25 protein-coding genes are annotated in these 25,468 nt (G+C 59.9%); 16 read left to right on the plus strand and 9 right to left on the minus strand.

All coding sequences use genetic code 11. The features are described from left to right. The first annotated feature begins 78 nt into the window (after positions 1-78). From ACA044_RS22300 to ACA044_RS22325, 6 genes are all read left to right on the plus strand, one after another. The gene (locus ACA044_RS22300) at positions 79-675 is read left to right on the plus strand and encodes a septation protein A (RefSeq protein WP_497443304.1); all 597 of its coding nucleotides are present in this window, start codon (positions 79-81) and stop codon (positions 673-675) included. Between the two features lies 1 nt (position 676). Next, complete coding sequence (locus ACA044_RS22305) at positions 677-976, plus strand: YciI family protein (protein WP_497443305.1); 300 nt, start codon at positions 677-679, stop codon at positions 974-976. Between the two features lie 110 nt (positions 977-1,086). Further along, complete coding sequence (locus ACA044_RS22310; protein WP_497443306.1) at positions 1,087-1,500, plus strand: SH3 domain-containing protein; 414 nt, start codon at positions 1,087-1,089, stop codon at positions 1,498-1,500. Positions 1,501-1,507: 7 nt separating this feature from the next. After that, positions 1,508-2,185, plus strand: coding sequence for a response regulator transcription factor (locus tag ACA044_RS22315; RefSeq protein ID WP_008010984.1), 678 nt, complete (start codon positions 1,508-1,510; stop codon positions 2,183-2,185). 283 nt (positions 2,186-2,468) lie between these two features. Further along, the gene (locus ACA044_RS22320; protein ID WP_497443307.1) at positions 2,469-2,918 is read left to right on the plus strand and encodes a Spy/CpxP family protein refolding chaperone; all 450 of its coding nucleotides are present in this window, start codon (positions 2,469-2,471) and stop codon (positions 2,916-2,918) included. A 235-nt stretch (positions 2,919-3,153) separates the two neighbouring features. Then, positions 3,154-4,494 carry a sensor histidine kinase gene (locus ACA044_RS22325; protein WP_497443308.1) on the plus strand — a complete coding sequence of 447 codons (1,341 nt, stop codon included), beginning with the start codon at positions 3,154-3,156 and terminating at the stop codon, positions 4,492-4,494. Between the two features lie 105 nt (positions 4,495-4,599). On the opposite strand, the gene ACA044_RS22330 is transcribed toward ACA044_RS22325, so the two are convergent. After that, on the minus strand, positions 4,600-5,166 hold the full coding sequence (locus ACA044_RS22330; RefSeq protein ID WP_497443309.1) for an NAD(P)H nitroreductase: 567 nt from the start codon (positions 5,164-5,166) through the stop codon (positions 4,600-4,602). 123 nt (positions 5,167-5,289) lie between these two features. Between ACA044_RS22330 and ACA044_RS22335 the strand changes: the two genes are divergently transcribed. Next, the gene (locus tag ACA044_RS22335) at positions 5,290-6,744 is read left to right on the plus strand and encodes a TrkH family potassium uptake protein (protein WP_497443310.1); all 1,455 of its coding nucleotides are present in this window, start codon (positions 5,290-5,292) and stop codon (positions 6,742-6,744) included. On the opposite strand, the gene ACA044_RS22340 is transcribed toward ACA044_RS22335, so the two are convergent. Beyond that, entirely contained in the window at positions 6,701-7,762 is a 1,062-nt protein-coding gene (locus ACA044_RS22340) for an AraC family transcriptional regulator (protein WP_497443311.1), read from the minus strand. The two genes, ACA044_RS22335 and ACA044_RS22340, sit on opposite strands and share 44 nt — an antisense overlap. A gap of 158 nt (positions 7,763-7,920) precedes the next feature. Between ACA044_RS22340 and ACA044_RS22345 the strand changes: the two genes are divergently transcribed. Together ACA044_RS22345 and ACA044_RS22350 are read left to right on the plus strand one after the other, a co-directional pair. After that, positions 7,921-8,232, plus strand: coding sequence for an Mpo1-like protein (locus tag ACA044_RS22345; protein WP_497443312.1), 312 nt, complete (start codon positions 7,921-7,923; stop codon positions 8,230-8,232). Between the two features lie 91 nt (positions 8,233-8,323). Next, entirely contained in the window at positions 8,324-8,917 is a 594-nt protein-coding gene (locus ACA044_RS22350; RefSeq protein ID WP_497443313.1) for an HD domain-containing protein, read from the plus strand. 143 nt (positions 8,918-9,060) lie between these two features. On the opposite strand, the gene ACA044_RS22355 is transcribed toward ACA044_RS22350, so the two are convergent. Further along, the gene (locus ACA044_RS22355) at positions 9,061-9,876 is read right to left on the minus strand and encodes a UDP-2,3-diacylglucosamine diphosphatase (protein ID WP_007895014.1); all 816 of its coding nucleotides are present in this window, start codon (positions 9,874-9,876) and stop codon (positions 9,061-9,063) included. Between the two features lie 136 nt (positions 9,877-10,012). Between ACA044_RS22355 and ACA044_RS22360 the strand changes: the two genes are divergently transcribed. Both ACA044_RS22360 and ACA044_RS22365 read left to right on the plus strand, forming a co-directional pair. Next, positions 10,013-10,771 (plus strand): helix-turn-helix transcriptional regulator, encoded by a 759-nt coding sequence (locus tag ACA044_RS22360; protein WP_497443314.1) that lies wholly within the window; start codon positions 10,013-10,015, stop codon positions 10,769-10,771. Positions 10,772-10,868: 97 nt separating this feature from the next. Continuing rightward, positions 10,869-11,762, plus strand: coding sequence for a DMT family transporter (locus ACA044_RS22365; protein WP_497443315.1), 894 nt, complete (start codon positions 10,869-10,871; stop codon positions 11,760-11,762). On the opposite strand, the gene ACA044_RS22370 is transcribed toward ACA044_RS22365, so the two are convergent. The 4 genes from ACA044_RS22370 to recQ form a co-directional block, all read right to left on the minus strand. Beyond that, positions 11,756-12,043 (minus strand): Rdx family protein, encoded by a 288-nt coding sequence (locus ACA044_RS22370; protein WP_497443316.1) that lies wholly within the window; start codon positions 12,041-12,043, stop codon positions 11,756-11,758. The two genes, ACA044_RS22365 and ACA044_RS22370, sit on opposite strands and share 7 nt — an antisense overlap. A gap of 320 nt (positions 12,044-12,363) precedes the next feature. Next, positions 12,364-14,013, minus strand: coding sequence for a motility hub landmark protein FimV (locus tag ACA044_RS22375; protein WP_497443317.1), 1,650 nt, complete (start codon positions 14,011-14,013; stop codon positions 12,364-12,366). A gap of 128 nt (positions 14,014-14,141) precedes the next feature. Beyond that, positions 14,142-14,576 carry a MarR family transcriptional regulator gene (locus tag ACA044_RS22380; protein ID WP_497443318.1) on the minus strand — a complete coding sequence of 145 codons (435 nt, stop codon included), beginning with the start codon at positions 14,574-14,576 and terminating at the stop codon, positions 14,142-14,144. 119 nt (positions 14,577-14,695) lie between these two features. Continuing rightward, positions 14,696-16,822 (minus strand): DNA helicase RecQ, encoded by a 2,127-nt coding sequence (gene recQ, locus ACA044_RS22385; RefSeq protein ID WP_497443319.1) that lies wholly within the window; start codon positions 16,820-16,822, stop codon positions 14,696-14,698. A gap of 309 nt (positions 16,823-17,131) precedes the next feature. On the opposite strand from recQ, the gene ACA044_RS22390 reads away from it, so the two are divergent. The 4 genes from ACA044_RS22390 (at position 17,132) to lapD (ending at position 21,036) form a co-directional block, all read left to right on the plus strand. Further along, positions 17,132-17,719: a UPF0149 family protein gene (locus tag ACA044_RS22390; RefSeq protein ID WP_007895005.1), complete on the plus strand. Its 588-nt coding sequence runs from the start codon at positions 17,132-17,134 to the stop codon at positions 17,717-17,719. A 10-nt stretch (positions 17,720-17,729) separates the two neighbouring features. Next, positions 17,730-18,125, plus strand: coding sequence for a YbaN family protein (locus tag ACA044_RS22395; RefSeq protein WP_497443320.1), 396 nt, complete (start codon positions 17,730-17,732; stop codon positions 18,123-18,125). Between the two features lie 240 nt (positions 18,126-18,365). Then, on the plus strand, positions 18,366-19,073 hold the full coding sequence (gene lapG / locus ACA044_RS22400) for a cysteine protease LapG (RefSeq protein ID WP_497443321.1): 708 nt from the start codon (positions 18,366-18,368) through the stop codon (positions 19,071-19,073). 22 nt (positions 19,074-19,095) lie between these two features. Further along, complete coding sequence (gene lapD / locus ACA044_RS22405) at positions 19,096-21,036, plus strand: cyclic di-GMP receptor LapD (RefSeq protein WP_497443322.1); 1,941 nt, start codon at positions 19,096-19,098, stop codon at positions 21,034-21,036. Positions 21,037-21,056: 20 nt separating this feature from the next. Here lapD and ACA044_RS22410 read toward each other — a convergent pair whose 3' ends face one another. Continuing rightward, positions 21,057-22,238, minus strand: coding sequence for a CaiB/BaiF CoA transferase family protein (locus ACA044_RS22410; RefSeq protein ID WP_497443323.1), 1,182 nt, complete (start codon positions 22,236-22,238; stop codon positions 21,057-21,059). Positions 22,239-22,437: 199 nt separating this feature from the next. Here ACA044_RS22410 and ACA044_RS22415 point away from each other — a divergent pair, with 199 nt between their 5' ends. Continuing rightward, positions 22,438-23,862, plus strand: a complete 1,425-nt coding sequence (locus ACA044_RS22415; RefSeq protein ID WP_497443324.1) for an IS1182 family transposase — start codon at positions 22,438-22,440, stop codon at positions 23,860-23,862. Positions 23,863-24,001: 139 nt separating this feature from the next. Here ACA044_RS22415 and ACA044_RS22420 read toward each other — a convergent pair whose 3' ends face one another. Next, positions 24,002-25,336, minus strand: coding sequence for a dicarboxylate/amino acid:cation symporter (locus ACA044_RS22420; protein WP_497443325.1), 1,335 nt, complete (start codon positions 25,334-25,336; stop codon positions 24,002-24,004). Positions 25,337-25,468 lie beyond the last annotated feature (132 nt).

The raw sequence follows: 25,468 nt of genomic DNA on the forward strand, positions 1-25,468 counted from the left end.
TCACCTCAAATCAGCTGACGCTATCGCGCGTCAATATGTTTGTTATTATGCCGCCACATCCTGCTTCTGGCTGCCACTGTGAAACAATTCATCGACTTCATCCCGCTTCTGCTGTTTTTCATCGTCTTCAAAATCGATCCACGGGTCGTCGATATCGGCGGTCATGAACTGACTGTCGGGGGTATCTACAGTGCCACCGCAATGCTGATCGTCAGTTCTCTGGTGGTCTACGGCACGCTGTACATCAAGCAGCGCAAGCTGGAGAAGAGCCAGTGGCTGACCCTCATCGCCTGCCTGGTCTTCGGCAGCCTGACCCTGGCGTTCCACAGCGAGACCTTCCTGAAATGGAAAGCCCCGGTGGTCAACTGGCTGTTCGCCCTTGCGTTCATCGGCAGCCACTTCGTCGGTGACCAACTGCTGATCAAACGCATCATGGGCCACGCCCTGAGCCTGCCGGAGCCGGTCTGGACCCGCCTGAACATCGCCTGGATCGGTTTTTTCCTGTTCTGCGGTGCCGCCAACCTGTTCGTGGCATTCACATTCCAGAGCTACTGGGTCGACTTCAAGGTCTTCGGCAGCCTGGGCATGACTTTGCTGTTCCTGGTCGGCCAGGGCATCTACCTGTCCCGCCATTTGCACGACGCCGACACCACAACGCCAAAAACCGAGGACTGACATGCTTTACGCAATCATTGCCACAGACGTCGCCAACTCCCTGGAAGCCCGCCTGGCCGCACGGCCTGCGCACCTTGAGCGCCTGCAAGTGCTTAAAGGTGAAGGTCGCATCGTACTGGCTGGCCCGCACCCGGCCGTCGACAGCAATGATCCGGGCGCGGCGGGTTTCACCGGCAGCCTGATCGTCGCCGAATTCGATTCCTTGAGCGCCGCAAAGGCCTGGGCCGACGCCGATCCGTACATTACCGCAGGCGTCTACGCCAATGTTTTGGTCAAGCCATTCAAGCAAGTCCTCCCGTAAAGTCCTCGCGCGCGATGAGTCTTCTCGGTTCATCGCGCGTTCAATCGCTCATTATTCTCGTTTACCGGCCGACAACCTGCCCAATACCCGTATTGGAATCAGGAGTTGCGATGCGCAAAGGTCCGTTGTGTCTGATGTTGGTGACGTTGTCGATCATGGCGCCCGCCCACGGTGAAGAAAGCGCCGAGGGCGGTAATTCGACGCCGCTGTCCTTGAGCGCCGGCAGCCAGATCACCGAGTTGCAGCAGCGCTTGAAGGCAAGCGAACAGCAACGAGAAGAACTGAGCAAACAATTGCAAAATACCGATGGCGAACGCGAAAGCGCCCAGTTGAGCCGGTTGCGCCAAGAGAATCAGCGCCTGAAGCTGCAACTCAAGGAAGCCCAGGCCAGCAGCCCGCTGCCGCGCTTGCTGACTGATCAGCAACAATGGTTCGTCATCGGAGCCGCAGTAGCGCTATTGGCCCTGCTCTGCGGTATCTTCGCCAGTGGTGCCACCAGAAAACGTAGGCAATGGCTAAATTGAGTGAGTCATGAGCGAGCTGTTACTAATTGATGATGACCAGGAGCTGTGTGAGCTCCTGAGCAGTTGGCTGAGCCAGGAAGGCTTTCAGGTACGCGCCTGCCATGACGGCCAGAGCGCACGCCGTGCGTTGGCCGAAACGTCCCCGGCGGCCGTGGTACTGGACGTGATGCTGCCGGACGGCAGCGGTCTGGAACTGCTCAAGCAACTGCGCAGCGACCATCCGGATTTGCCGGTGCTGATGCTGTCGGCCCGTGGCGAACCGCTGGACCGCATCCTCGGCCTGGAACTCGGTGCCGACGATTACCTGGCCAAGCCGTGCGACCCACGGGAACTGACAGCCCGCCTGCGTGCCGTGTTGCGCCGCAGTCATCCGACGGCAGTCTCCAGCCAGCTCGAACTGGGCGACTTGTGCTTCAGCCCGGTGCGCGGTGTGGTCAGCATCGATGAACAGGAATTTACCCTCACCGTCTCCGAAAGCCGTCTGCTCGAAGCCCTGCTCAAGCAGCCCGGCGAACCGCTGGATAAACAGGAACTGGCACAAATCGCCCTCGGTCGAAAACTGACCCTTTACGACCGCAGCCTGGACATGCACGTCAGCAACCTGCGCAAAAAAATCGGCCCGCACCCCGACGGCCGCCCGCGCATCGTGGCCCTGCGTAGCCGCGGTTATTACTACAGCCTCTGAATCCGGACACAATCCTTTGTAGCAGCTGTCGAGCCCCAGCGAGGCTGCGTTCGGCTGCGCAGCAGTCGCGATCCGTCTGAAGCCGGACGCAGCCTCGCCGGGGCTCGACAGCGGCTACATAGGTCATGTTTCGTCACAGATGAATCGTCGAAGTGTTGGAATTGTCAGGAAGATAGAAATTCGTCTTTACCCAAGCTTTACGCTCCGCTGACCGCCGCTGACCTTGATCTCCGTAATCTGCACACATCCGGAACGTACCGGGAACGAGACAAGGAGATACACCATGCGCAAGACTCTTATCGCTTTGATGTTTGCTGCCGCCCTGCCAACCGTTGCCATGGCCATGCCTGAAGGCGCCGGCCCGATCGGTGACCACATGGACGGCTCACGCCACGGCGGTCAGATGCACGGCATGCGCGGTAAAGGCCCGTACAGCCAACTGGACCTGAGCCGCGAACAGCGCGAGCAGATCCGCAAGATCATGGGCGAACAGATGCATGAGCGTCAGCAACTGGTCGACAAGTACCTGGAAAAACTCTCGCCAGCCGATCAGAAAGCCCTGAAAGACGAGATGGCGGCCAAGCACAAGAAAGCCGAAGCCGACGTTCGCGCCCTGCTGAAACCGGATCAACAGAAGCAATTCGACGAGATCCAGAAGAAAAAGGCGGAGCGTCGCGCCGAATGGGCCGAGTTCAAGGCCTGGAAAGCGCAGCAACAGCAAAAAGCGCAATAATGCGCTAACCCTGGACCCAACGGCTAAACCCCGTTGGGTCTGTTGCCACTCAATTCAATGTGGGAGCGGGCTTGTGGCGAGGGGGCTTGCCCCCGTTCGGCTGCGAAGCAGTCGTAAACCCATTACATGCGGTTTAACGTTGAAATGCCGGGGCCGCTTCGCGACCCAACGGGGGCAAGCCCCCTCGCCACACAAGCCCGCTCCCACATGGATTGCGTTTGTTTGAGGATTTTCTGTGCGCTCATTGTTCTGGCGTATCCTGGCCAGCTTCTGGCTGGCCATCGCTCTGGTTGCAGGGCTTTCCATTCTGCTCGGGCACATGCTCAACCAGGACGCGTGGATCCTCAGTCGTCACCCGGGCCTCAACACCCTGGCCGAACAGTGGACGCAAACCTACGAAAGCCAGGGAGAAGAAGCCGCCCAGGACATTCTGGAGCAGCGCAAGCGCCAGTATCACATCGACGTTCAGGTGCTCAACGAGACGGGGGACCCGGTGGTACGCGGCACCTTTCCCCGGCGGGCAGCCGCCTTCGAAGCCCGGCAGAACAATGACGATCGGCGCCTGCCATGGCGGCGTCTGACCGATGAATACACCAGCGCCAAGACGGGCGACACCTACCTGCTGATCTACCGCATTCCGCACCCGGAACTGGACGCCTGGCACCGTGAAAGCCTGCTCTGGCCGCTGAGTGCGCTGGGTATCGCCCTGGTGGTGCTGACCCTGTTCAGCCTGCTAGTGACCTTTTCCATCACCCGACCGCTGAGCCGTTTGCGCGGCGCGGTGCATGAGTTGGGGCAGACGACGTATCAGCAAAATAGCCTGGCGCAACTGGCCAACCGCCGCGATGAGTTCGGCGTGCTGGCCAACGACTTCAACCGCATGGGCGCGCGCCTGCAAAGCCTGATCGGCAGCCAGCGGCAATTGCTGCGCGATGTGTCCCACGAATTGCGTTCACCCTTGGCCCGGCTGCGCATTGCGCTGGCTCTGGCCGAGCGGGCCAACCCCGAAGAGCGAGAAAAACTCTGGCCGCGCCTGACCCGTGAGTGCGATCGACTGGAAGCACTGATCAGCGAAATCCTGGTGTTGGCGCGGGTCGACGCCGACAACGCCAGTGCCGAAGAAGTGGACCTCAATGCACTGCTCAACACGCTGCAAAAAGATGCTCAGCTGAGTTCACCCGAGCAGAGCGTGCGCCTTGAAGCCGAGCCGCAACTGAACCTCAGAGGCTGGCCGACCATGATCGAGCGCGCCGTGGACAACCTGCTGCGCAATGCCCAGCGTTTTAACCCGGTCGGGCAACCGATCGAAATGCAGGCGTTGCGCCAGGGCGACAGGATTGTGGTCTGCATACGCGATCACGGCCCTGGCGTCGAGGCCGAGCATTTGAATCAGCTGGGTGAACCCTTCTATCGGGCACCGGGGCAAACAACCGCCGGGCATGGCCTGGGCCTGGCCATTGCACGCCGTGCGGCGGAGCGGCATGGCGGCAGTCTGGTGCTGGCCAATCACCCAGAGGGCGGGTTTATCGCCAGCCTGGAATTACCGTTGGTGCCGGGAGTTGTGGTGCAGCCTTAAAAGCTTCGCGGGCAAGCCTCGCTCCTACAGGTTATGCGGCGATTACAATATTGTGCCGTAATACAAATCCGTAGGAGCGAGGCTTGCCCGCGAAGCATTTGATCTTCAGGCTTTGCCGGGCCAGGCGCTGACGAATTCGGTCAAATCAACCTTCTCCGCAACACGCGGTTCTTTCTGCGGTGTGCCAAGGTAAAGAAACGCAATCACCTCTTCCCCTTCCGCCAGCCCCAACCCTTTGGCCACATGCGCCGAATAAGCCAGCTCACCCGTACGCCACACCGCGCCAATGCCCTGCGCATAGGCCGCCAGTAAAATCCCGTGGGCCGCACAGCCTGCCGCCAACAGTTGCTCGGACTTGGGATATTTAACGTGCTCCTGCAAACGCGCGACCACCACAACCACCAGCGGCGCACGCAACGGACCGTTGCGCGCCTTGTCCAGCAAGGCCTCGGACACATCACTGTCTTGCAGCTTGGCCGCTTCGGCCAGCAACTCACCCATTTGCTCGCGTGCTGCGCCTTCGACTGTCAGGAAGCGCCAAGGCTGTAAATGGCCGTGGTCAGGTGCGCGCATCGCGGCGGCAAACAGCACTTCCCGTTGCTCGGCAGTAGGCGCCGGATCGAGCAGTCGTGGGACGGAAACACGGTTGAGCAAAGCGTCAAGAGCCTGCATCGGCTACCTCCTGTAAAAAGTGTTTGGCTATTCTAGCGGTATCTGGCACAGGGCTGCCGGTTTACATGCCCTGCCCCGCAGGTAGAATGGCGCCCTTCCCCCACTTCAGCCCGAGCGGACTTCATGGCGTTGCCGACCCTACGGATCATTGGTTTCATCATCGGCATCTTCCTGATCACGCTGGCCATCGCCATGGTCGTGCCCATGGCCACACTGGTGATCTTCGAGCGCACCAGCGACCTGCCATCGTTCCTCTGGGCCAGCATGATCACCTTTGTCGCCGGCCTGGCCCTGGTGATTCCGGGGCGCCCCGAGCATATACATCTGCGTCCGCGAGACATGTATTTGCTGACCGTCAGCAGCTGGCTGGTGGTGTGCATCTTCGCCGCCCTGCCGTTCCTGCTGACCCAGCACATCAGTTACACCGACTCGTTCTTCGAAAGCATGTCCGGCATCACCGCCACCGGTGCGACGGTGCTCACTGGCCTGGACAGCATGTCCCCCGGCATCCTGATGTGGCGCTCATTGCTGCACTGGATAGGAGGGATCGGCTTTATCGGCATGGCGGTAGCGATTCTGCCACTGCTGCGTATCGGTGGCATGCGGCTGTTTCAGACCGAGTCGTCGGACCGTTCCGAAAAGGTCATGCCCCGTTCGCACATGGTGGCGCGTTTGATCGTTGCGACCTACGTCGGCATCACCATTTTCGGCAGCCTGGCGTTCTGGTGGGCCGGGATGGGCCTGTTCGACGCCATCAACCATGCGATGTCAGCGATTTCCACCGGTGGTTTCTCGACCTCCGACCTGTCTTTGGCCAAGTGGCCGGAGCCTGCGGTGCATTGGGTCGCGATCGTCATCATGATTCTCGGTGCCCTGCCGTTCACCCTGTATGTCGCCACGTTGCGCGGTAACCGTCGGGCGCTGATCAAGGATGAACAGGTTCAGGGGCTGCTCGGCATGTTGCTGGTGACCTGGCTGGTGCTCGGCACCTGGTACTGGTGGACCACCCAGCTGCACTGGCTGGAGGCCTTGCGGCATGTGGCGCTGAACGTGACATCAGTGGTGACCACCACCGGTTTTGCACTGGGGGACTACAGCCTCTGGGGCAACTTCTCGCTGATGCTGTTCTTCTATCTGGGGTTTGTTGGCGGCTGCTCGGGTTCGACCGCTGGCGGGATCAAGATTTTCCGCTTCCAGGTGGCCTACATTCTGCTCAAGGCCAACCTTAACCAGTTGATTCACCCGCGCGCGGTAATCAAGCAGAAGTACAACGGCCACCGTCTCGACGAAGAGATCGTGCGCTCGATCCTGACCTTTTCGTTCTTCTTCGCCATCACCATTTGCGTCATCGCACTGCTGCTGTCGCTACTGGGCGTGGACTGGATGACAGCGCTTACCGGCGCGGCCGCCACGGTATCTGGCGTGGGCCCGGGGCTCGGCGAAACGATCGGCCCGGCGGGTAACTTCGCCAGCCTGCCGGATGCCGCGAAGTGGATTCTCTCGTTCGGCATGCTGCTGGGCCGGCTGGAGATCATTACGGTGTTTGTTCTGTGTATCCCTGCGTTCTGGCGTCACTGACCCGTTTTGGTGCCTCCATCAGCCGCGCACGGTATTCGCCAGGGGTGGTGTCGAACCAGCGTCTGAAGGCACGGAAGAAGTTGCTCGGATCGGCAAACCCCAACAGGTAGGCAATTTCCAGCAACGTCATGGTCGGTTGCGCCAGGTACTGCTCGGCCAGTTCACGCCGTGTGTCATCCAGCAGTGCCTGAAAACTCGTGCCCTCTTCCTGCAAGCGTCGCTGCAAGGTGCGTTGCGACAAGTGCAGCGTCTGCGCCACCGCCTCACGCTTGGGTTCGCCCTGGGGCAGTAAACGGCACAACACCTGCCGCGCCTTGTGGGTCACGCGGCTCTCGGAAAACCGCGCCAGGTACTCACCGGCAAACCGGTCGTGCAACAGCGCCATGGCCTCGTTGGCAGTGGGCAGCGGCGCCTCCAGATCGGCGCGCTCGAAGATCAAGGCGTCATAGGGCGCGTTGAACATCATCAGGGCATGGAAAGCTTGCTTATACGGTTCGAGATCGACGGGGTGATCGCCCTGCAGCAGCACCTTGCGCGGTTGCAGCGTGCGCCCGGTCAACCAACCGCACAGCGCCAAGGCGCAGGCCAGCGACGCCTCGGCACTCTGTCGGGTCGGCGGCAGGTGGTCGCCATGGACCGTCAGAATCAGCGCATAACCCTCATCCAGCAATCGGAAACTCAGGTCGGCACTTTCAGCAATGATTCGCTGATAACGCACCAGACGCTGAAAGCCTTCGGCCAGGGTCTGGCTGGACATCAAGGCATAACCGGCGACATGGAAGGACGCCGGTCGCACCACCTTACCCATGTTCAGGCCGATCGCCGGGTTGCCGGACAGCTCGACCGCGCGCTGCCAGAGCCGCGTCATGGAATCTTGCGGGAAGCGCGCATCCGGATCATCCAGTGCCGCATAGTCGAGCCCTAGCTGCTTGAACAGAACCCGGCAATCCAGGCCGTCCATTTCCAGTGCCTTGACAATCCCCATCGCCCAGCTTGCAGAAGTCGTTCGTTCGCTCATGGCGTTTACTACGTGATGGCCGCATGCCACGACCCAATTCCGAAGGATACTAAAGTGGCGCCTATTGTCACTGGCTGATGCCAATGATCACTCTAGACTCAAATAAGCTACCCGCAGAACAACTTGTAGCGCGCACAGCAACCACAGAGATCGCACTCGTGGAAAACATCAAACGTTTCAATAGCTTCGCTGAGTTTTACCCGTATTACCTCAGCGAACACCGCAACAGCACCTGTCGACGATTGCATTTTGTCGGCACCTCCCTGGTGATTTTCATTCTGGCGCTGACCATCGGCAAAGGCGCGTGGTGGATGTTGCTGGCCCTGCCGTTGGCCGGTTACAGCTTTGCCTGGGCCGGGCATTTCTTCTTCGAGAAGAACCGTCCTGCAACCTTTCAGCATCCTTTTTACAGCCTGCTCGGCGATTTCGTCATGTACCGCGACATGATTCTGGGTCGCGTACCGTTCTAGGCCATCAAGGCGTCCTGTGCAGCCAATGCTGCATTGGATCCAATGCCTTACACTCAACGCATCCCTTTCGATAAGAACAACAGGATAGCCGATGAATGCCCATGCCCGTTTTACCCACATGCAAGACGGCACGCAGGAAGACTGGGCGATCATCGCCGCAGATTTCAGCGCCTATGCCCGGCAACTGCCCAAACGGATCGTGGCGCACCTGAAGTTACTGGAGGGGGATTTCGGCGGTTTTCCAGTGGATCGCCTGACCCACTCTCTGCAAACCGCCAGCCGTGCCTGGCGCGATGGCCGCGACGAAGAGTACGTGGTTTGCGCCCTGCTCCATGACATCGGCGACACGCTGGGCTCCTACAACCACCCGGACATCGCCGCGGCGATCCTCAAGCCGTTCGTCAGCGCCGAGCACCTGTGGATGGTGGAGAAGCACGGGATTTTCCAGGGCTATTACTTCTTCCATCACCTGGGCATGGACCGGCATTTGCGCGAGCAATTCAGTGGTCATCCGCAGTATCAGGCAACCATCGAATTTTGCGCCCGGTACGATGCCGCGGCGTTTGATCCAGCGTACGACACGCTGCCGCTGAGCTTCTTCGAACCGATGATGGAGCGCTTGTTTGCGCAGCCGAAGAACTCGATCTACAAGACGGCGATGGAAGAGCACGCGCCCGCCCGATGAATGTCGGGGACCGCTGCGCGGTCCATTCGCGAGCAAGCCCGCTCCCACATTTGATCTTCTGTGAACACAACATTGGGGACCACCACAGATCCAATGTGGGAGCGGGCTTGCTCGCGAAGAGGCCGTCCCAGATACCCTAAACCTCAAGCCGGCTCCGCGACTTTCTCCGCCTTCAACTCAGCCTCCCGCGCCTGAGCATCGGCCAACCGATACAGCTCGATCGACCCATCCCAATGCTCGATCAGTGCCGTGCACGACTCCACCCAGTCCCCGCAATTGAGGTAGTCCACCTCGCCGACCTTACGAATCTCGGCATGGTGAATGTGCCCGCACACCACCCCGTGCAATTCGCGTTTGACGCATTCGTGGGCGATTGCTTCTTCAAAATCGCTGATGAAACTGACGGCGGTTTTGACCTTATGCTTGAGGTACGCCGACAGCGACCAGTAACCGTAGCCATAACGGGCACGCCAATGATTGAGCCAGCGGTTGAGCGTCAGGGTGAATTCGTAGGCCGAGTCGCCGAGAAACGCCAACCAGCGGTGATAGCGGGTGATCACGTCGAACTGGTCGCCGTGAATCACCAGCAGATGACGGCCATCGGCGGTCACGTGCACGGCTTCGTCCACCAGTTGGATGTTGCCCAGCATCAGTTTGGAATAACGACGCAGGAATTCGTCATGGTTACCGGTGACGTAGATCACTTCCGTACCGCGCTTGCTCATGGTCAGCAGGCGACGAATCACATTGGTATGCGCTTGCGGCCAATACATGCCGCTGCGCAGTTTCCAGCCGTCGATGATGTCGCCGACCAGGTAGATCTTGTCGGTGTGGTAGCCCTTGAGAAACTGCGACAGGTGTTCGGCCTGGCAGTCCCGAGTGCCCAGATGCACATCGGAAATCCATAAGGTCCGCACACGTTGCTTACGGCTGGGTTTGGCGAGCTCGGCGCTGGTCATGGGCAACCCTCAGGACAAGTTTTGGCAAGCTTGCGCCGGTCGGGTGAATTGCCCATGACAGTGGCAAGTCAGTCTTGTGACAGCGCGAGCCTGGCCGCACCCGGTGTAGACTGGCGACCTGCACAGGAGACCTGCGATGAGACCGATCCTCACGCTACGCCAGTACACCCACGACCTGATCGTCCACAGCCACGACCACGCGCAACTGGTGTTCGGGCTATCGGGCGCGCTGGACTTCGAGGTTGAGGGGCATGGTAGTCAGGTGGTGCAGCAGAGTTTCGTGGTGGTGCCGTCGGGAGCGCATCATGCCTGCGACAGCGCCCATGGCAGTCGTTGCCTGGTGCTGGATGTGCCGAGCGACCAGTGGGTTTCGCAGTCCCTTGGCGATCACGCCGAAGCCAGCCGCCGCTTGCTCGACAATGCCGGGCGCCTGTCGCTGGACGCCGGGCAAAGCCAACTGGTGAGTTGGCTGGCGGGCAGTCAGATCAGTGATCCGCTGATTGCCCAGCAAGGCGCGGTGCTGTTGCTGGCCAGCCTGAACAACACCAGACCCGACAGTGTGGGCGGTCGGCGCCTGCCTTATGCGGCGCTGAATGCGCACATCGATCAATACGCGGCCTATCCACTGCAAGTCGCCGATCTGGCACGCATTGCAGGCCTGTCCAGCGCTCGGTTGCATGCGCGATTCGTGGCGGAATGCGGGCAAACGCCGATGGACTACATTCGCAGTCGTCGGCTGCACATTGCCGTGAGCCTGTTGCGCAATTCAGCGCTGCCCATTGGCGAGATCGCCTGTCGGGTCGGTTACAGCTCGCAGAGCGCTTTCGCCGCGGCCGTGTTGCGCGAGTTCGGTACCTCTCCCGGTAAATTGCGCCGCGAGGCTGGCGACAAATGACGCGAGTCTGACGACAGACATAGCCAAGCGTTGCGCGATTAAATGTAGGGACCGACGGTGTTGTCGGTCGGATTCGATACGTTTATCAAGGATTGCAATGACTCCCCGTACCGCCCTTGGCGCTCTGCATATCGGTGCACTGATGTTTGGCCTGACCGGCGTATTTGGCAAACTCGCCGCCGCCTCGCCGGCCATCATCGTGTTCGGCCGTGCTGCGTTTGCCGTTCTCGCCCTGGCGTTTTTTGCACGGTTCGCCAGCAATACCCGTTGGCATAAACTCGACGCCGTGGACTGGCGCCGGCTGCTGCTCAGTGGCTTGCTGCTGGCCGGGCACTGGGTGAGTTTCTTCATCGCGGTGAAGATTGCCGGGGTGGCGATCGCGACCCTGGGCTTTGCCAGTTTCCCGGCGTTTACCGTGATCCTCGAAGGGCTGATCTTCCGCGAGCGCATCCGCGCCAATGAAATCCTGCTAGTGGTGTTGGTCAGCGTCGGATTGGTGCTGGTCACGCCGGACTTCGATCTGGCCAGCGGTGCCACCAGCGGCCTGCTGTGGGCGGTGGCTTCCGGCTTGCTGTTCGCCCTGCTGTCCCTGACCAACCGCGCCAGCTCCGGGCGAATCCCGCCGGTGCAGGCGGCGCTGTGTCAGAACGTGGTGGTTGCGATCTGCCTGCTGCCGGTGGCGGCACCGCAGTTGAGCGAAGTGCGCGCCATCGATTGGCTGTGGATCGGCCTGCTCGGGGTGTTCTGCACCGGCGTGGCCCACAGCCTGTTCGTCGCCAGCCTGGCGGTGATCAAGGCACGGACCGCGTCAGTGGTATTCGCGCTGGAGCCGGTTTACGGCATCACCCTGGCCTGGCTGTTGTTCGATGAAAACCCGACGCTGCGCATGTTGATCGGCGGCGCGTTGATCATCGTGGCCATCGTGGTCTCCAGCCGGTTATCCGGTAGTTCAAGCAAGAACGCTGTGGCGGCAGAGGCCGCGTCTCACTGAATGCGGTCGTTGTGGCCCAGGTCGCGGTCCGGATCGATCTGATCGCGGACCCGCTGCTTGAGCACCTTGGCCTCGGGAAAACCGCCATCGGCCTTGCGCTCCCAGAGCTGCACATCGTCACAGAAAATGTGAAAGACCCCACCGGTGCCAGGCACCAGAGACACTTTGCCCAGGTCGTCGCCAAAGGTGCTGAGCAGCTCCTGAGCCAACCAGGCTGCGCGCAACAGCCATTGGCATTGCGTGCAATAGGTGATGACGATTTCCGGTTTACGTGCGGTCATGATTGGTAAAACTCCTGTGCCAGAGGGCGTCGCTATAATAGCCGCCTTTATCGCTCGCCCCGAGATCCATGATGCGCCGTATGCTGTCCTGCCTGTTGCTGTGTCTCTTCCCCTTGATCGTGCGAACAGGCGGTTTATTTGAACCTGGGGCAGACGTTCTAAAACGAACGCCCTCTACAGGTATCCTCTATAAAAATGTGGGAGCGGGCTTGCTCGCGAAAGCGTCATAACATTCAACATCTTTGGTGATTGTCAGTCCGCTTTCTCGAGCAAGTCGAATCGTCGCACCGCCGCTCCCACATCAGGTCTTCAAAACTTCCCTATCGAATACCGGCCAACAGAGTCCGGGCCGTCTCCTTGAGCGGTTCGTCGCCTTCCTTGAGCAACTCGTTAAGCAGCGCGATGGCACTGTCCAGATCGCCGTCGTCGATGCAGGTCTGGGCCTGTTCGAGTTTGCCCGCACTGCTCGGCCCGGCCGGTTCAACGTCCATCGACTCAGCAGTCAGCGGCTCAAGCTCCAGCATCTGGCCAGGATCGCTGAATTCGTTGAGAAAGGTGTCGTCCAGAGACTGAGCGTCAGGTTCAGCGCTGGACGATGAGTGTTCGAAGGGGCTGATCAGGTCCCAATTCGCATCCATCGACAGGTCATCCAGGTTCAACTGGAACTCATCGCTCGGTGCCACTTCAGGGACTGCAAGTGTAGGTGTAGGCGGAGCCACGGCGGCGGCGACCGGTGCGGCGCTGATCAGTTTCGGATGGCGGGCGCGGATGTCCTGAAGTTGTTGCGCGTCGAACCCGGCATCTCGCAGGTTGCTTTCCTGCTCGTCATAAGCCTGCACATCGCCCTGTTTGCCGAGGACTTCCAGCAGTTGCACGGCCAGATCGGTGCGCTGGGGCTCCCTGATCAACGCGTCTCGCAACAAACCGGCCGCCTCGGACAAACGGCCATACGCCAGATAGATACCCACCCCCTCCAACACGTCGCCTGCGGGAATCTCTTCGGCCGATCCGGCTACCGGTTGCGGCTGGGGTGCCGGCTTTACCGGTTCTGTTGCGTGGTTGAGCACCGGTTCATGGCGCGACGGCCGCACCGGTAATGGATCGGGCAAAGCCTGAATCTGCTGTCGTTGACGGCGGATGAACACTCCGAGCAATACCAAAACCACCAACGCCAGCAACCCGATGATCAATGGCCAATGGGTTGCCTCGGGCGTCTCGACAGCTACCGGGACCGGCGCCGCCGATGCCTGTTTGACTTCCGCCAATTGGGTTTGCAGCTCGATCACCTGTCTTTTCTGGCCGGCGATCTGCTCGTCCTGAGCCTGAAGCCTCGCATTGAGTTCATCGATGGTCGTTTGCAGCTGCTGGTTTTGCAGCACGCTGGTCGCCAGTTGTTCGGCAACAGGATCACTCGCAGGCAGGACGGCTGGTTTATCGACGTCAGGCTTGGGCGCTTTTACAGCCGGTGGCTGAGCGGCAGCCGGTTCGACGGACGGGAACGCGGAAGTCTGAGGGGCGGGCGCTGGATCGTCGCTGACGGGAACAATTCCGGGCGAACCCGGCGGATCGATCAGCACCGTGTACTCGCGCAGCAAACGCCCGCTAGGCTGATTGAGCTGCACGAGAAAATTCAGAAAGGGTTCCTTGACCGGTTTACTGGAAGTCACCCGGATCAAGCTGCGGTTGCCTCGCAGGATCGGTGTGAACTTCAGGTCGTTGAGGAAGAACACCCGCTCGACCCCGGCGCGGCTGAATTCGTCCGCCGTCGCCAGGCTGACCGACAACTCGCCCTCACCCAGACCAGCGGCGTCCACCAGGGCGATATCGGCGTTGAACGGCTGATTCAATGCCGAATGCTGGGTGATGTCACCCAACCCGAGCGCAGGGGCCAATGCCGAGTAAGTGACGGCACCACCGACCAGCAACAACCTGGCGCAACACCGCAATACAACGTGCCAACTCTCAAGCATGAGCATCCCTTAGATAACCAGAACCAACCTGTACGTGTTCGCACATCCGGTACGAACACGATATTGCCTAGTAGTTCTTTATAGTCTGCCCAACGGGGTATCTCAAAAGTCCGGTGTGTGTTTGTACCTCAAGATTTTTCCAGGTTGCCCAGGATGTGCCCGTGGACACGCATGCAGACCTTCAAATCCGCCTCATCAACGCCTTCGAACAGTTCGTGGCGCAATTGAGTGGCAATGGTTTCAATTTGTTCGATCAAGGGCCGGGCCGGAGCACAAAGGACGATTTTTTTCGCCCGACGGTCTTCCAGCACGGATTGGCGTTGCACCAGGCCCTGACTTTCCAGGCTGTCGAGCAGTCGAGCCAGGGTGGGCCCTTCGACGCCGACGCTTTGCGCCAGTTCGCGCTGGGTGGGGGCATCATCGAAACGCGCCAGGTGCAGCAGCACCAGCCAACGCGCCTGGGACAGACCCAGGCCAGCCAGTCGGCGGTCCAGTTCGGCACGCCAGCCCCGAGACATCTGGGCCAGTTGCATGCCAAAGCGGTGTTGATCGGTTAACGGCATAAAACACTCATGGTTAGACTGAAATAGAGAAAAACTAATTATTAGTCAGCTAAGCATGACCTTTGGCTATAGGCAAGGGTTGCCCCGGACTGAATCGTTACATCTGTGCGGCAGGTCATTCAGATTTCGAATTCCGACTGCAGAGCAGCACGAACGCAATACAAAACACCTTCCGGCACTCTCCCTGCGAACAGCGCGGCAATTTCCGACACGGGCGGTAACTCGCCCTCGCCGTCGAGGAAGGCGTCCTGAACTTCGCCCATCAACTCTTCGGGCAGGTCCAGCGCCTGTTCCAGCGACAACTGCTGCTTGCCGATCGCTTCGGCGAGCATCGTGTAAACGTTCTTTTCCGAGCATTGCAGCTGACTGGCGATCTGCAGCGGTGTCATCCCGGCACGGGCCAGCGTGATCAGCTCGTGGCGCACATCGGCCACCACTTTCGGCGCCTCGACCTGACCGCCGAGCACTTCGAGGAAGGCCTCGCCGTAACGCTCCAGCTTGCGCGCGCCGACGCCGCTGACCGTGGCCATTTCCGCCAGTGAGGTCGGCTGGCTACGGAGCATTTCCAGCAGTGTCGAGTCGGGGAAGATGACGTACGGCGGCACGCCATGCTCTTCGGCCAGTTTGCGACGCAGGGCACGCAAGGCTTCCCACTGTTCGCGCTCTTCACCGCGAACCAGTTGGCTGGCCTGGCTCTTGCTGCTTTTGGCGGTGGTTTGCGGCTTGAGGTCGCGGCGCAGTTCCAGGGTCACTTCGCCCTTGAGCAGCGGCCGGCAGGTATCGCTCAGGCGCAGACCGCCGTAGCCTTCGAGATCGATGTCTGCCAGACCGCGGGCAACAAGCTGTCGGAACAAGGAGCGCCATTCGCTCTCCCCCATCGCTTTGCCTACGCCGAATACCGACAAATGCTGATGGCCGAAGTTGCGGACCTTTTCGTTGTCCTTGCCCAGCAACACGTCCACCAGATGACCGACACCGTAGCGCTGACCGGTGCGGTAGATCGCCGACAATGCCTGACGGGCCGGCTCGGTGGCATCCCAGGTCTGCACGCCGTCGACGCAGTTGTCGCAGTGGCCGCAGGGCTCGGGCATGTCTTCGTCGAAGTACGCGAGCAGGGTCTGGCGGCGGCAGCGGGTTTCTTCGCAGAGCGAGAGCATGGCGTCGAGTTTGTGCTGCTCCAGACGCTTGTGGCGCTCATCGCCTTCGGAGTTCTGCAGCATCTGCTTGAGCATCACCACGTCTTGCAGGCCGTACGCCATCCAGGCATCCGCCGGCAGGCCATCACGACCGCCGCGACCGGTTTCCTGGTAATAGGCCTCAAGGGACTTCGGCAAATCAAGGTGCGCGACAAAACGTACGTTGGGCTTGTCGATCCCCATGCCGAACGCCACGGTGGCGACCATGATCAGGCCTTCCTCGTTGAGAAAGCGCTTTTGGTGATGGGCCCGCGTGTCGTTGGGCAGACCGGCGTGGTATGGCAGCGCCGGGAAACCTTGTTCGCTGAGGAACACCGCCACTTCGTCGACCTTTTTACGCGACAGGCAGTAAACAATACCGGCATCGCTGCGCCGCTCGGCGAGGAACGCCAGCAACTGCTTGCGCGGCTGTTCCTTGGGCACGATGCGATAGAAAATGTTCGGCCGGTCGAAACTCGAGAGGAAGCGCTCGGCATCCTGCAAATGCAGGCGATCGACGATTTCTTCTCGGGTACGCTTGTCGGCCGTGGCGGTCAAGGCAATGCGCGGGACGTTGGGGAACAACTCCGCCAACTGGCCCAGTTGCAGGTATTCGCGACGGAAGTCGTGGCCCCATTGGGACACGCAGTGGGCTTCGTCGATGGCGAACAGGGCGATTTCAAGGCTTTGCAGGAAGGCCAGCATGCGCGGCTGTACCAGACGCTCGGGCGCGAGATAAAGCATCTTCACTTCACCGCGCTTGATCCGCGCCGCCAGATCACGCTGTTGTTCCGCGCTCAACGTAGAGTTCAACGCCGCCGCGGCGACGCCCAGTTCTTCGAGGGTCGCAACCTGATCGTCCATCAGCGCGATCAGCGGCGACACCACCACCGCCAAGCCCTCGCGCAGCAGCGCCGGCACCTGGAAGCACAAGGATTTGCCGCCACCGGTAGGCATCAGCACCAGGGCGTCACCGCCACTGGCCACGCGCTCAATGATTGCACCCTGACGGCCACGGAAACTGTCGTAGCCGAAGATGTCCTTGAGGACGCGTTGAGCCTGTTCGAGCATAAAAACTCCAAAAATCACCGAAACATCCCTGCAAGACTGGTTCAGAACCACGAAGGCTGCACCGACAAATCGTAAGTGCGCATTGCATGACGCTTCACATTTCAGCCCGGATGCCAGCAGGGCATCACAAAACGCGCGAGTATACCCGAGCCCTCCCCTGCAAAGGGCGCCGCTGATAAGACACACGAAAGCCAATGCAATGCAGACCTTGTGGGTCTCTATTGGTCCAATCACCTCCGCGCGGCTGGCCTGAGTGCTCAAGAAGGCCTAGAATTCCCGCATCTGTTTAATTCCCAAGGTAGCCCTTTAATGTCCTTCGCTGAGCAACTAACCCGCCTGCAAGTCTTCCTCGACGCCGACGAGCTGCATGACGAGGCGCTGGACTACGTGGCCGCCCACGGCTACCTCACTGCGCTGTCGATCTGTTCCGAAAGCGTTCCCGACCGTGAGTGGATCGATGCGCTCTTCGCCGAAGAGCCGCATTACGCCGACGACACCGAACGTGAAGCGATCGAATCCACCCTGCTGCTGCTCAAGGCGCACATCGCCCGCCAACTGGCGTCCGACGAAGAGTTCGAGCTGCCATGCGACCTCGACCTGGGCGACGATCCGGACGATTCCGATCTGCGCGGCTGGTGCATCGGTTTCATGGAAGGTGTGTTCCTGCGCGAAGCGGCCTGGTTCGAAACCGCCGAAGACGAAGTCAGCGAAATGCTGCTGCCGATCATGGTCGGTTCGGGTCTGTTCGACGAACAGCCTGAGTTCTCCGACATCGCGGCCGACGCCAACCTGATGGACGACATGATCGTGCAAATCCCGGAAGCCCTGACCGCGTTGTACCTGCTGTGCAACGCGCCGGACGAAAAACCGGCGATCCTCAAGCCACGTCACCACTAAGGTTTTGCCTATGGACAACCCCATAGGCAACCGCCCCCTGATGTTGCGCTACGTGCTGCTGGCCATCGGCTGGCTGAGCGTAGCGTTGGGGGTGATCGGGATTTTCCTGCCGGTGTTGCCCACCACACCGTTCCTGTTGCTGGCAGCCGCCTGTTTCGCCCGCAGTTCGCCGCGCTTCTATCAGTGGCTGGTTGAACATCCGCGGCTTGGGCCGTGGGTTCGCGATTACCTGAGCGGCAACGGCATTCCACTCAAGGGCAAGGTCTATGCCATTGGCTTGATGTGGGCGAGCATCCTGCTCTCCTGCTACCTGGTGCCCTTGCCGTGGGCACGTGCGTTCATGCTGACCAGTGCAGTGCTGGTAACGCTCTACATCCTCAAGCAGAAAACCCTGCATAAACCCTGAGCCTAGAGTTTTTGTGGCGAGGGGGCTTGCCCCCGTTCGGCTGCGCAGCAGTCGCCAAACCGATCGATACAGTGTGTCAGGAGAAGATGGGTTGCAGGTTTTGGGGCTGCTTCGCAACCCAACGGGGGCAAGCCCCCTCGCCACAAAAGCAGTCCTGCAATGCCCCTTCGTCCGACGACCTACCCTTGCTCACTGAAAACACCGCCTAGACTTCAGACATCTGCACTCGAGCAGCCAGACATGTCCCGCAGTCCGCGTAGTCCACGATGGTCAACGCTCCGACTTCGGTTCGGCGGATGGCTACTGCTGGCGAGTTTTCTGCTGGCCGGGTTGGGCAGTGTCTGGGCCGACTGGGATTTTGCGCAGATTCTGCAAACGGCCGAAAAACGTTACGGCCCCCTTGGCCCGGCCCGGGGACGGATCGAGGCCTGGAGCCAAATGCTGCAAAGCGAACGTAACCAGCCAGAACGCGAGCAACTGAACGCGATCAATCGTTTCTTCAATCAACAACTGAGCTTTCAGGACGACACGCGTATCTGGCGTCAGACTGATTACTGGGCCACGCCAGTGGAATCCTTGATCAAAGGCGCAGGCGACTGTGAAGACTACGCCCTGGCGAAATATTTCAGCCTGCGTCACCTGGGGATTCCCAGCGAGAAACTGCGCATCACCTACGTCAAGGCGCTGACTCAGAACCAACCGCACATGGTGTTGACCTTCTACAGCAGCCCCACGGCCGACCCACTGGTGCTGGACAATCTGATCGGCGAGATCCGCCCCGCCTCCCAACGCAAAGACCTGCTGCCGGTGTACGCCTTCAACGCCGAAGGCCTGTATTTGCCGGGGTCCAATGGCGGCAAACGCAGCAGCGACTCGAAGAAACTGTCGCGCTGGCAAGACCTGTTGGAAAAAATGCACATCGAAGGGTTCGCCGTGGGCGAAGGCTAGCCGCTACTGCAAGGAGCGTTTTATGTCACTGCGCAAACAGTTGTTTCTCGCCATTTGCCTGTTCTTGCTGGTGGCCTTCAGCGGCAGTTTTTTTGTCAGTCTGGAAAGCTCTCGCGAACAGATGCTCGGCCAGTTGCGTTCCCACGCCCAGGACGCCGCCACGGCGCTGGGCCTGTCGTTGACGGCGCAGATCGACGACCCGGCGATGATTGAATTGATGGTCAGCTCGATTTTCGACAGTGGCTATTTCAGCAGCATCCGGGTCATCAACATTGAGAATGAACACCTGCTGGTGGAACGCAGCACACCGGCGCAAATCGAGGGTGTTCCCGGCTGGTTTGTCAGCCTGGTGAACCTGCGCCCACAGGGCGGCGAAGCACTGATCATGCGTGGTTGGGAGCAGGCGGCACGGGTCGAAGTGCTGAGCAATCCGCAATTCGCCCTGGCCAAACTCTGGGACAGCACCCTCGGCAGCCTGATCTGGTTGCTGATTTGCGGACTGCTCAGCGCGGTGTTTGGTGGCTGGCTGTTGCGCCGGCAACTGCGACCTCTGGACAACATGGTCAAACAGGCCGAAGCCATCAGCAACCGCGAGTTCCGCAGTTTGCCGAAACTGCCGCGCACGCCGGAGCTCAAACGCGTGGTGCTGGCCATGAACCAGATGGTCGCAAAACTCAAAGCGTTGTTCGCCGAAGAGGCCGCGCGCAGCGAACAGCTGCGGGCAGCCTCCTATCAGGACAGCCTTACGGGCCTGGCCAACCGGCGCTTGCTGGATGAAAAACTGGCCGCCAAGCTACTGGTTTCAGAGCAAAGCCGCGACGGCCATTTGCTGATGCTGCGGATCAACGACCTGACCGGACTCAACCAACGTCTGGGCGGCCAGCGCACCGATACCCTGATCAGCACCGTCGGCGAATTGCTCAAGCGCCTGACGCAACCACCGGAACGGCGCACCTGGCTTGCAGCGCGTAATCGCGGTGGCGAATTCAGCGTGCTGACCCCGGGTCTGGACAGCAAGGATGCCGCACGCCTGGCCTCCGAAATCAGCGCCACCCTGGAAAATCTGCGCCTGACCGGTGCCAGCGACTGCATGCCGGTGGCACACCTGGGCGTGGTCGCCTATCACCCCGGCGAACCGGTGAACGACGTGCTGCTGCGGCTTGATCAGGCATTGACCCAGGCCCGGCAACACCCCGAGCGGCCGTGGATACACCTGGCCCACGCCGACACCGCGCCGAACCAGTCCCAACATGACTGGCGCAACTGGATCGATGACGCGCTGACCGAAGGCAAGATGCAGTTGTATTTCCAACCGGTGGTGCAGTGCGCCGATACCAGCCAAGTGCTGCACCACAAAGTCCTCGCGCGCCTGCTCGACCCGCAGGGCCAAGCGATTGCCGCCGGACATTTCCTGCCGTGGATCGAGCGTCTCGGCTGGTCGGCGCGATTCGATCTGGCCATGCTCGAAACCACCCTCGAATACCTCGCTGCCAACCGTTGGCCGCTCGCGTTGAGCCTGTCCGGCAGCACCCTGCACGATCAGGCCCAGTTGAAACTGATCTGCGACCTGCTCGAATCACTGCCGGAACTGGCGCCTCTATTGACCCTGGAAATCGACGAGCGCCAATTACCGCCCCCCGAAGAGCTGCAACGCCTGAGCCACAGCCTGCTCAACACCGGTTACCGCATCGGTTTGCAGCATTTTGGTGGCAGCTTCAGCCAGATCGGCAACCTGACGCAATTGGGGTTGGCTTACCTGAAAATCGATGGCGCCTACATTCGCGGCATCGATGAGCAGAGCGACAAACGCGTGTTCATTGAGGCGATTTTTCGGGCGACCAACAGCATTGATTTGCCGTTGATTGCAGAGATGGTTGAGACACAGGGGGAGCTGGAGGTGATTCGGGAGCTTGGGTTGTTTGGGGTGATGGGAAGACTGATTGGGCCGCCAGAGCCGATGTAGAGAGGGCGTGCCGACGGGCGCTAACGAACCACCCCGGCACGCCGCAACGCTTCAATCCGCTGCGCACTGAAGCCCAATTCCCCCAACACCTCATCGGTATGCTCACCCGGCGCCACACCGATATGCCGCGGCTCAGGCAGCCCTGCTGAAAACTTCAATGGACAGGCTATCTGTACTTGAGTCGAACCATCGCCACGGGGCACCTCAGTCACCAATTGCCGCGCCTTCAACTGTGGGTGTTGAACCGCTTCGCCCAGACTCAACACCGGCTCGACACACGCATCGACTCCGGCAAATAGTTCACACAACTGGGCAAAGTCGTATTTTTCGAATTCAACTTTCAACGCCGCCTTGAGCGCCTGTTGCCGGGTTGGGTCGGGCGACAGCCCCTGGGCCGCCAGTTCCGGCTGGCCCAGGGCCGTGCAGAGTTGCTGCATGAATGCCGGCTCCAGACTGCCCACCGACAACCAGCGCCCATCGCGCGAACGGTAGTAGTCGTAGAAGCTGCCACCATTGAGCATCTGCTCTTCCCTGCCCGGCTCCACGCCACAGGCCAGGTACCCGGCACCGGCCATGGCGTTCAGGCTGAAAGCGCAGTCGGTCATGCTCACATCCAGGTGCTGCCCCTGCCCGGTCTGCTGCCGCGCGATCACCGCCGCCAGCAGGCCGATCACCCCGTGCAACGAGCCACCCGCGATATCCGCCACCTGCATGCCCAACGGCAACGGGCCGCCGTCGGCACGGCCGGTGTAGCTCGAAAGTCCCGCCAGCGCCAGGTAGTTGATGTCGTGACCGGCGCGATCCTTGTAGGGACCGGTCTGGCCATAACCGGTAATCGACACATAAATCAGCTTCGGATTGATCGCCTTCAAGGCTTCATACCCCAGGCCGAGCCGGTCCATCACGCCGGGACGAAACTGCTCCAGCACGATGTCGTGGTCCTGCAGCAATTGCTTGATCACCTCCAGTGCCTCGGGCTGCTTGAGGTCCAGCGCCAGGCTGCGCTTGTTGCGATTGAGGTAGGCGTGGCTGGCCGAAATGCCTTGATCATGGGGTGGCAGTACCCGCAGCAGGTCCATGCGGGTCGGTGATTCGATGCGCAGCACCTCGGCGCCCATGTCCGCCAGCAGCAACGAGGCGAACGGCCCCGGCAGCAGTGTCGAGAAATCCAGAACCTTGAGTGATGCCAGTGGACCGAGCATGAGTTGTTCTCCAGTGCGATCCCCCAAGCCTAGGCAGCCCAGGACATTGCAGCAATCACCTTATGTATCAGTGGCGGTGACCGTTACGCTCAAATCGCAGGCATGAAAAAACCCGCCGAACAGACTGTGTGAAAACCTAGCAATCTGCATCGCGGTTTAAGAAAATGCCCCGTATCGAAAGATACGGGGCATTCTTGTTATGGCTTACATCCAGGGCCAAGCGCGCGATCAGACCAGCCTTTTTCCGGTTTCGCTGGAAGATTTAATCCCTGAGGATCACCTCGTTCGCGTGATTGATGCCTTCGTTGCCAAGCTCGATCTCATACGTCTGGGGTTTGACAAGGCGGTGCCCAAAAGCACAGGTCGCCCCTCTTACGATCCGGCCGATCAGCTAAAGCTCTATCTGTACGGCTATTTCCAGCGTATCCGCTCCTCCCGTCGTCTCGAAGCCGAATGCCAGCGCAACATCGAAGTCATGTGGTTACTCAACCGCCTCAAACCCGATTTCAAGACCATTGCCGACTTTCGCAAGGACAACAAACAGGCGTTCAGTGCAACGTGCCGGGTCTTCGTTCAGTTCTGTCGTACGGTCGGTTTGATCGCTGGCGACCTGGTTGCCATTGATGGCAGTAAATTCCAGGCGGTAGCCTCGTCGCGGCGCCATCTGAACGTGAAACAACTCAAACGCCAGCAGGAAAAACTGGATAAGCGCATCGCCCAATATCTGACTGAACTGGATGAGGCCGATAAAGCCGAAGCGGGTGAAACCATTGATCGCAGCGCCATCAAGACAGCGCTGAAGCAACTTGAAGCCCGGCAACTGAACAATCTGACCTGCCAGGCGCTGATGAAGTCGATGGGGATCGAGCAGTTCAACACCGGCGAAAGCGATGCCCGAATGATGCGCACGCCCAAAGGTCCGCGGGTGGCTTACAACGTACAAACCGCCGTGGACGCTGAACATTGCTTGATCCTGCATCACGACGTGACACAAGACGGCAACGATACCCAGCAACTTGAGCCCATGGCCAAGGCCGCCAAAGAACAGTTGCAGCAGAGCGAACTGAGCGTGACCGCCGATGCGGGCTACTCCAACGGCAAGCAGTTCCAGGCGTGTGAAGACGCGGGCATTACGGCGTACGTGCCGCCCAACCGAGCGGTTAACCCCCGTAGCAAGGAGAAGGAACTCTTCGAGCGAAAAGATTTTGCTTACGATGCGCAGCAGGATCAGTACCAATGCCCTGCCGGCAAACTGCTGACACTCAAACAGCTGAATAAAGGTGAGCGCATTTACCACGCAGCTATCAGCGACTGCGCCAACTGCCCACTGAAAGGTCAATGCACCGACGCTCAGCGCCGATACGTCTCACGCCACGCCCACGAAGATGCCTTCGAGCGAATGGAGCAGCGCATGCAGGCGCATCCCGAAATGATGGTGAGCCGAAGGTCCATCGTTGAGCATCCCTTCGGCAACCTTAAACAATGGCTGTTTGGAAACGGCCGCTTCCTGCTGCGACAGTTAGAGGGGGCAAAAGCGGAAATTGCCCTGGCGGTGAACGCCTACAACCTCAAAAGAGCGATCAATGTGCTGGGTGTACGTCAAATGATGGAGTTGATGGGCTGAAAAGCCTTTTTTCGCCTGTTACCTGCACAAAAGCAAACGCCCCGAACAAGTCGGGGCGTTTGCTTAGGCCGCCTTCAGCGTGTTTTCACACAGTCTGCGAAGCGGGTTTTTCAGTGCAGCCTGTGTTTCTGTGACGCGTTTACTTGACGCTGGCCGGGGTTGGACCTTCAGCCACGCCCAGGTCGTCTTCTTCACGCTCGTCGGAGATACCGCGACCGCCAGAAGCCAGCTCGGTATGCAGCGTGTCTTCGTCCAGCTCTTTGACCCACTTGGCAACCACGATGGTGGCCACGGCGTTACCAACAAGGTTGGTCAGGGCACGGGCTTCGGACATGAAGCGGTCGATACCCAGGATCAGCGCCAGACCGGCAACCGGCAGGGAGCCAACGGCGGACAGGGTGGCAGCCAACACGATGAAGCCACTACCGGTCACACCGGCGGCGCCCTTGGAGGACAACAGCAGCACCAGCAGCAAGGTGATCTGGGCAGTGAGGTCCATTGGGGTGTCAGTCGCCTGAGCGATGAACACAGCGGCCATGGTCAGGTAGATCGAAGTACCGTCAAGGTTGAACGAGTAGCCAGTCGGGATTACCAGACCCACAACCGATTTCTTCGCACCCAGGCGTTCCATCTTGATCAGCATGCGTGGCAGGGCGGATTCCGAAGAGGAAGTACCCAGCACGATCAGCAGCTCTTCACGGATGTAGCGAACCAGTTTCAGCACGCTGAAACCGTGTGCGCGGCAGATCGCGCCCAGCACCACCACCACGAATACAATGCAGGTGATGTAGAAGCAGATCATCAGCTGACCGAGTTGAATCAGCGAACCGACGCCATAGGCACCGATGGTGAAGGCCATCGCACCGAACGCGCCGACTGGAGCCAGCTTCATGATCATGTTGATGATGTTGAACATCACGTGGGCGAAGCGATCGATGAAGTCCAGCACCGGTTTGCCGTAGGCACCCAGGCGATGCAGGGCGAAACCGAAGATCACCGAGAACATCAGCACTTGCAGGATGTCGCCGTTGGCGAACGCACCGACGATGGTGTTCGGGATCACGTTGAGGATAAAGGCGATGATGCTCTGGTCTTTACCAGCCGAGATGAAACCAGCGATTTTGCTGGTGTCCAGGGTCGACACGTCGATGTGCATGCCGGCGCCCGGTTGCACGACGTTGACCACGACCAAGCCGATCAGCAAGGCAATGGTGGAAACAATTTCGAAGTACAGCAGCGCATAGCCGCCGGTCTTGCCGACCGATTTCATGTTCTGCATGCCGGCGATACCGCTGACGACGGTACAGAAGATGATTGGGGCGATGACCATTTTGATCAGTTTGATGAACCCGTCACCCAGCGGCTTGAGGGCTACACCGGTCTGCGGGTAGAAGTGACCGAGCAGGATGCCGATAGCGATGGCAACGATCACCTGGAAGTACAGGGATTTATACAGTGGCTGACGAGTCGTCATTGTAAGTTCCTCAAGAGTGCCTCAGTAACAACATCCATCTGTTGTCCCTGGCACCTCAATTGCGAACCCTCCTGCACTGGAGGGATTTGTTTTGTCGAGCTGCGCGATGGCAGACCTCTGCGGCTTGTATCG

The organism is Pseudomonas sp. LBUM1673 (assembly GCF_059695645.1).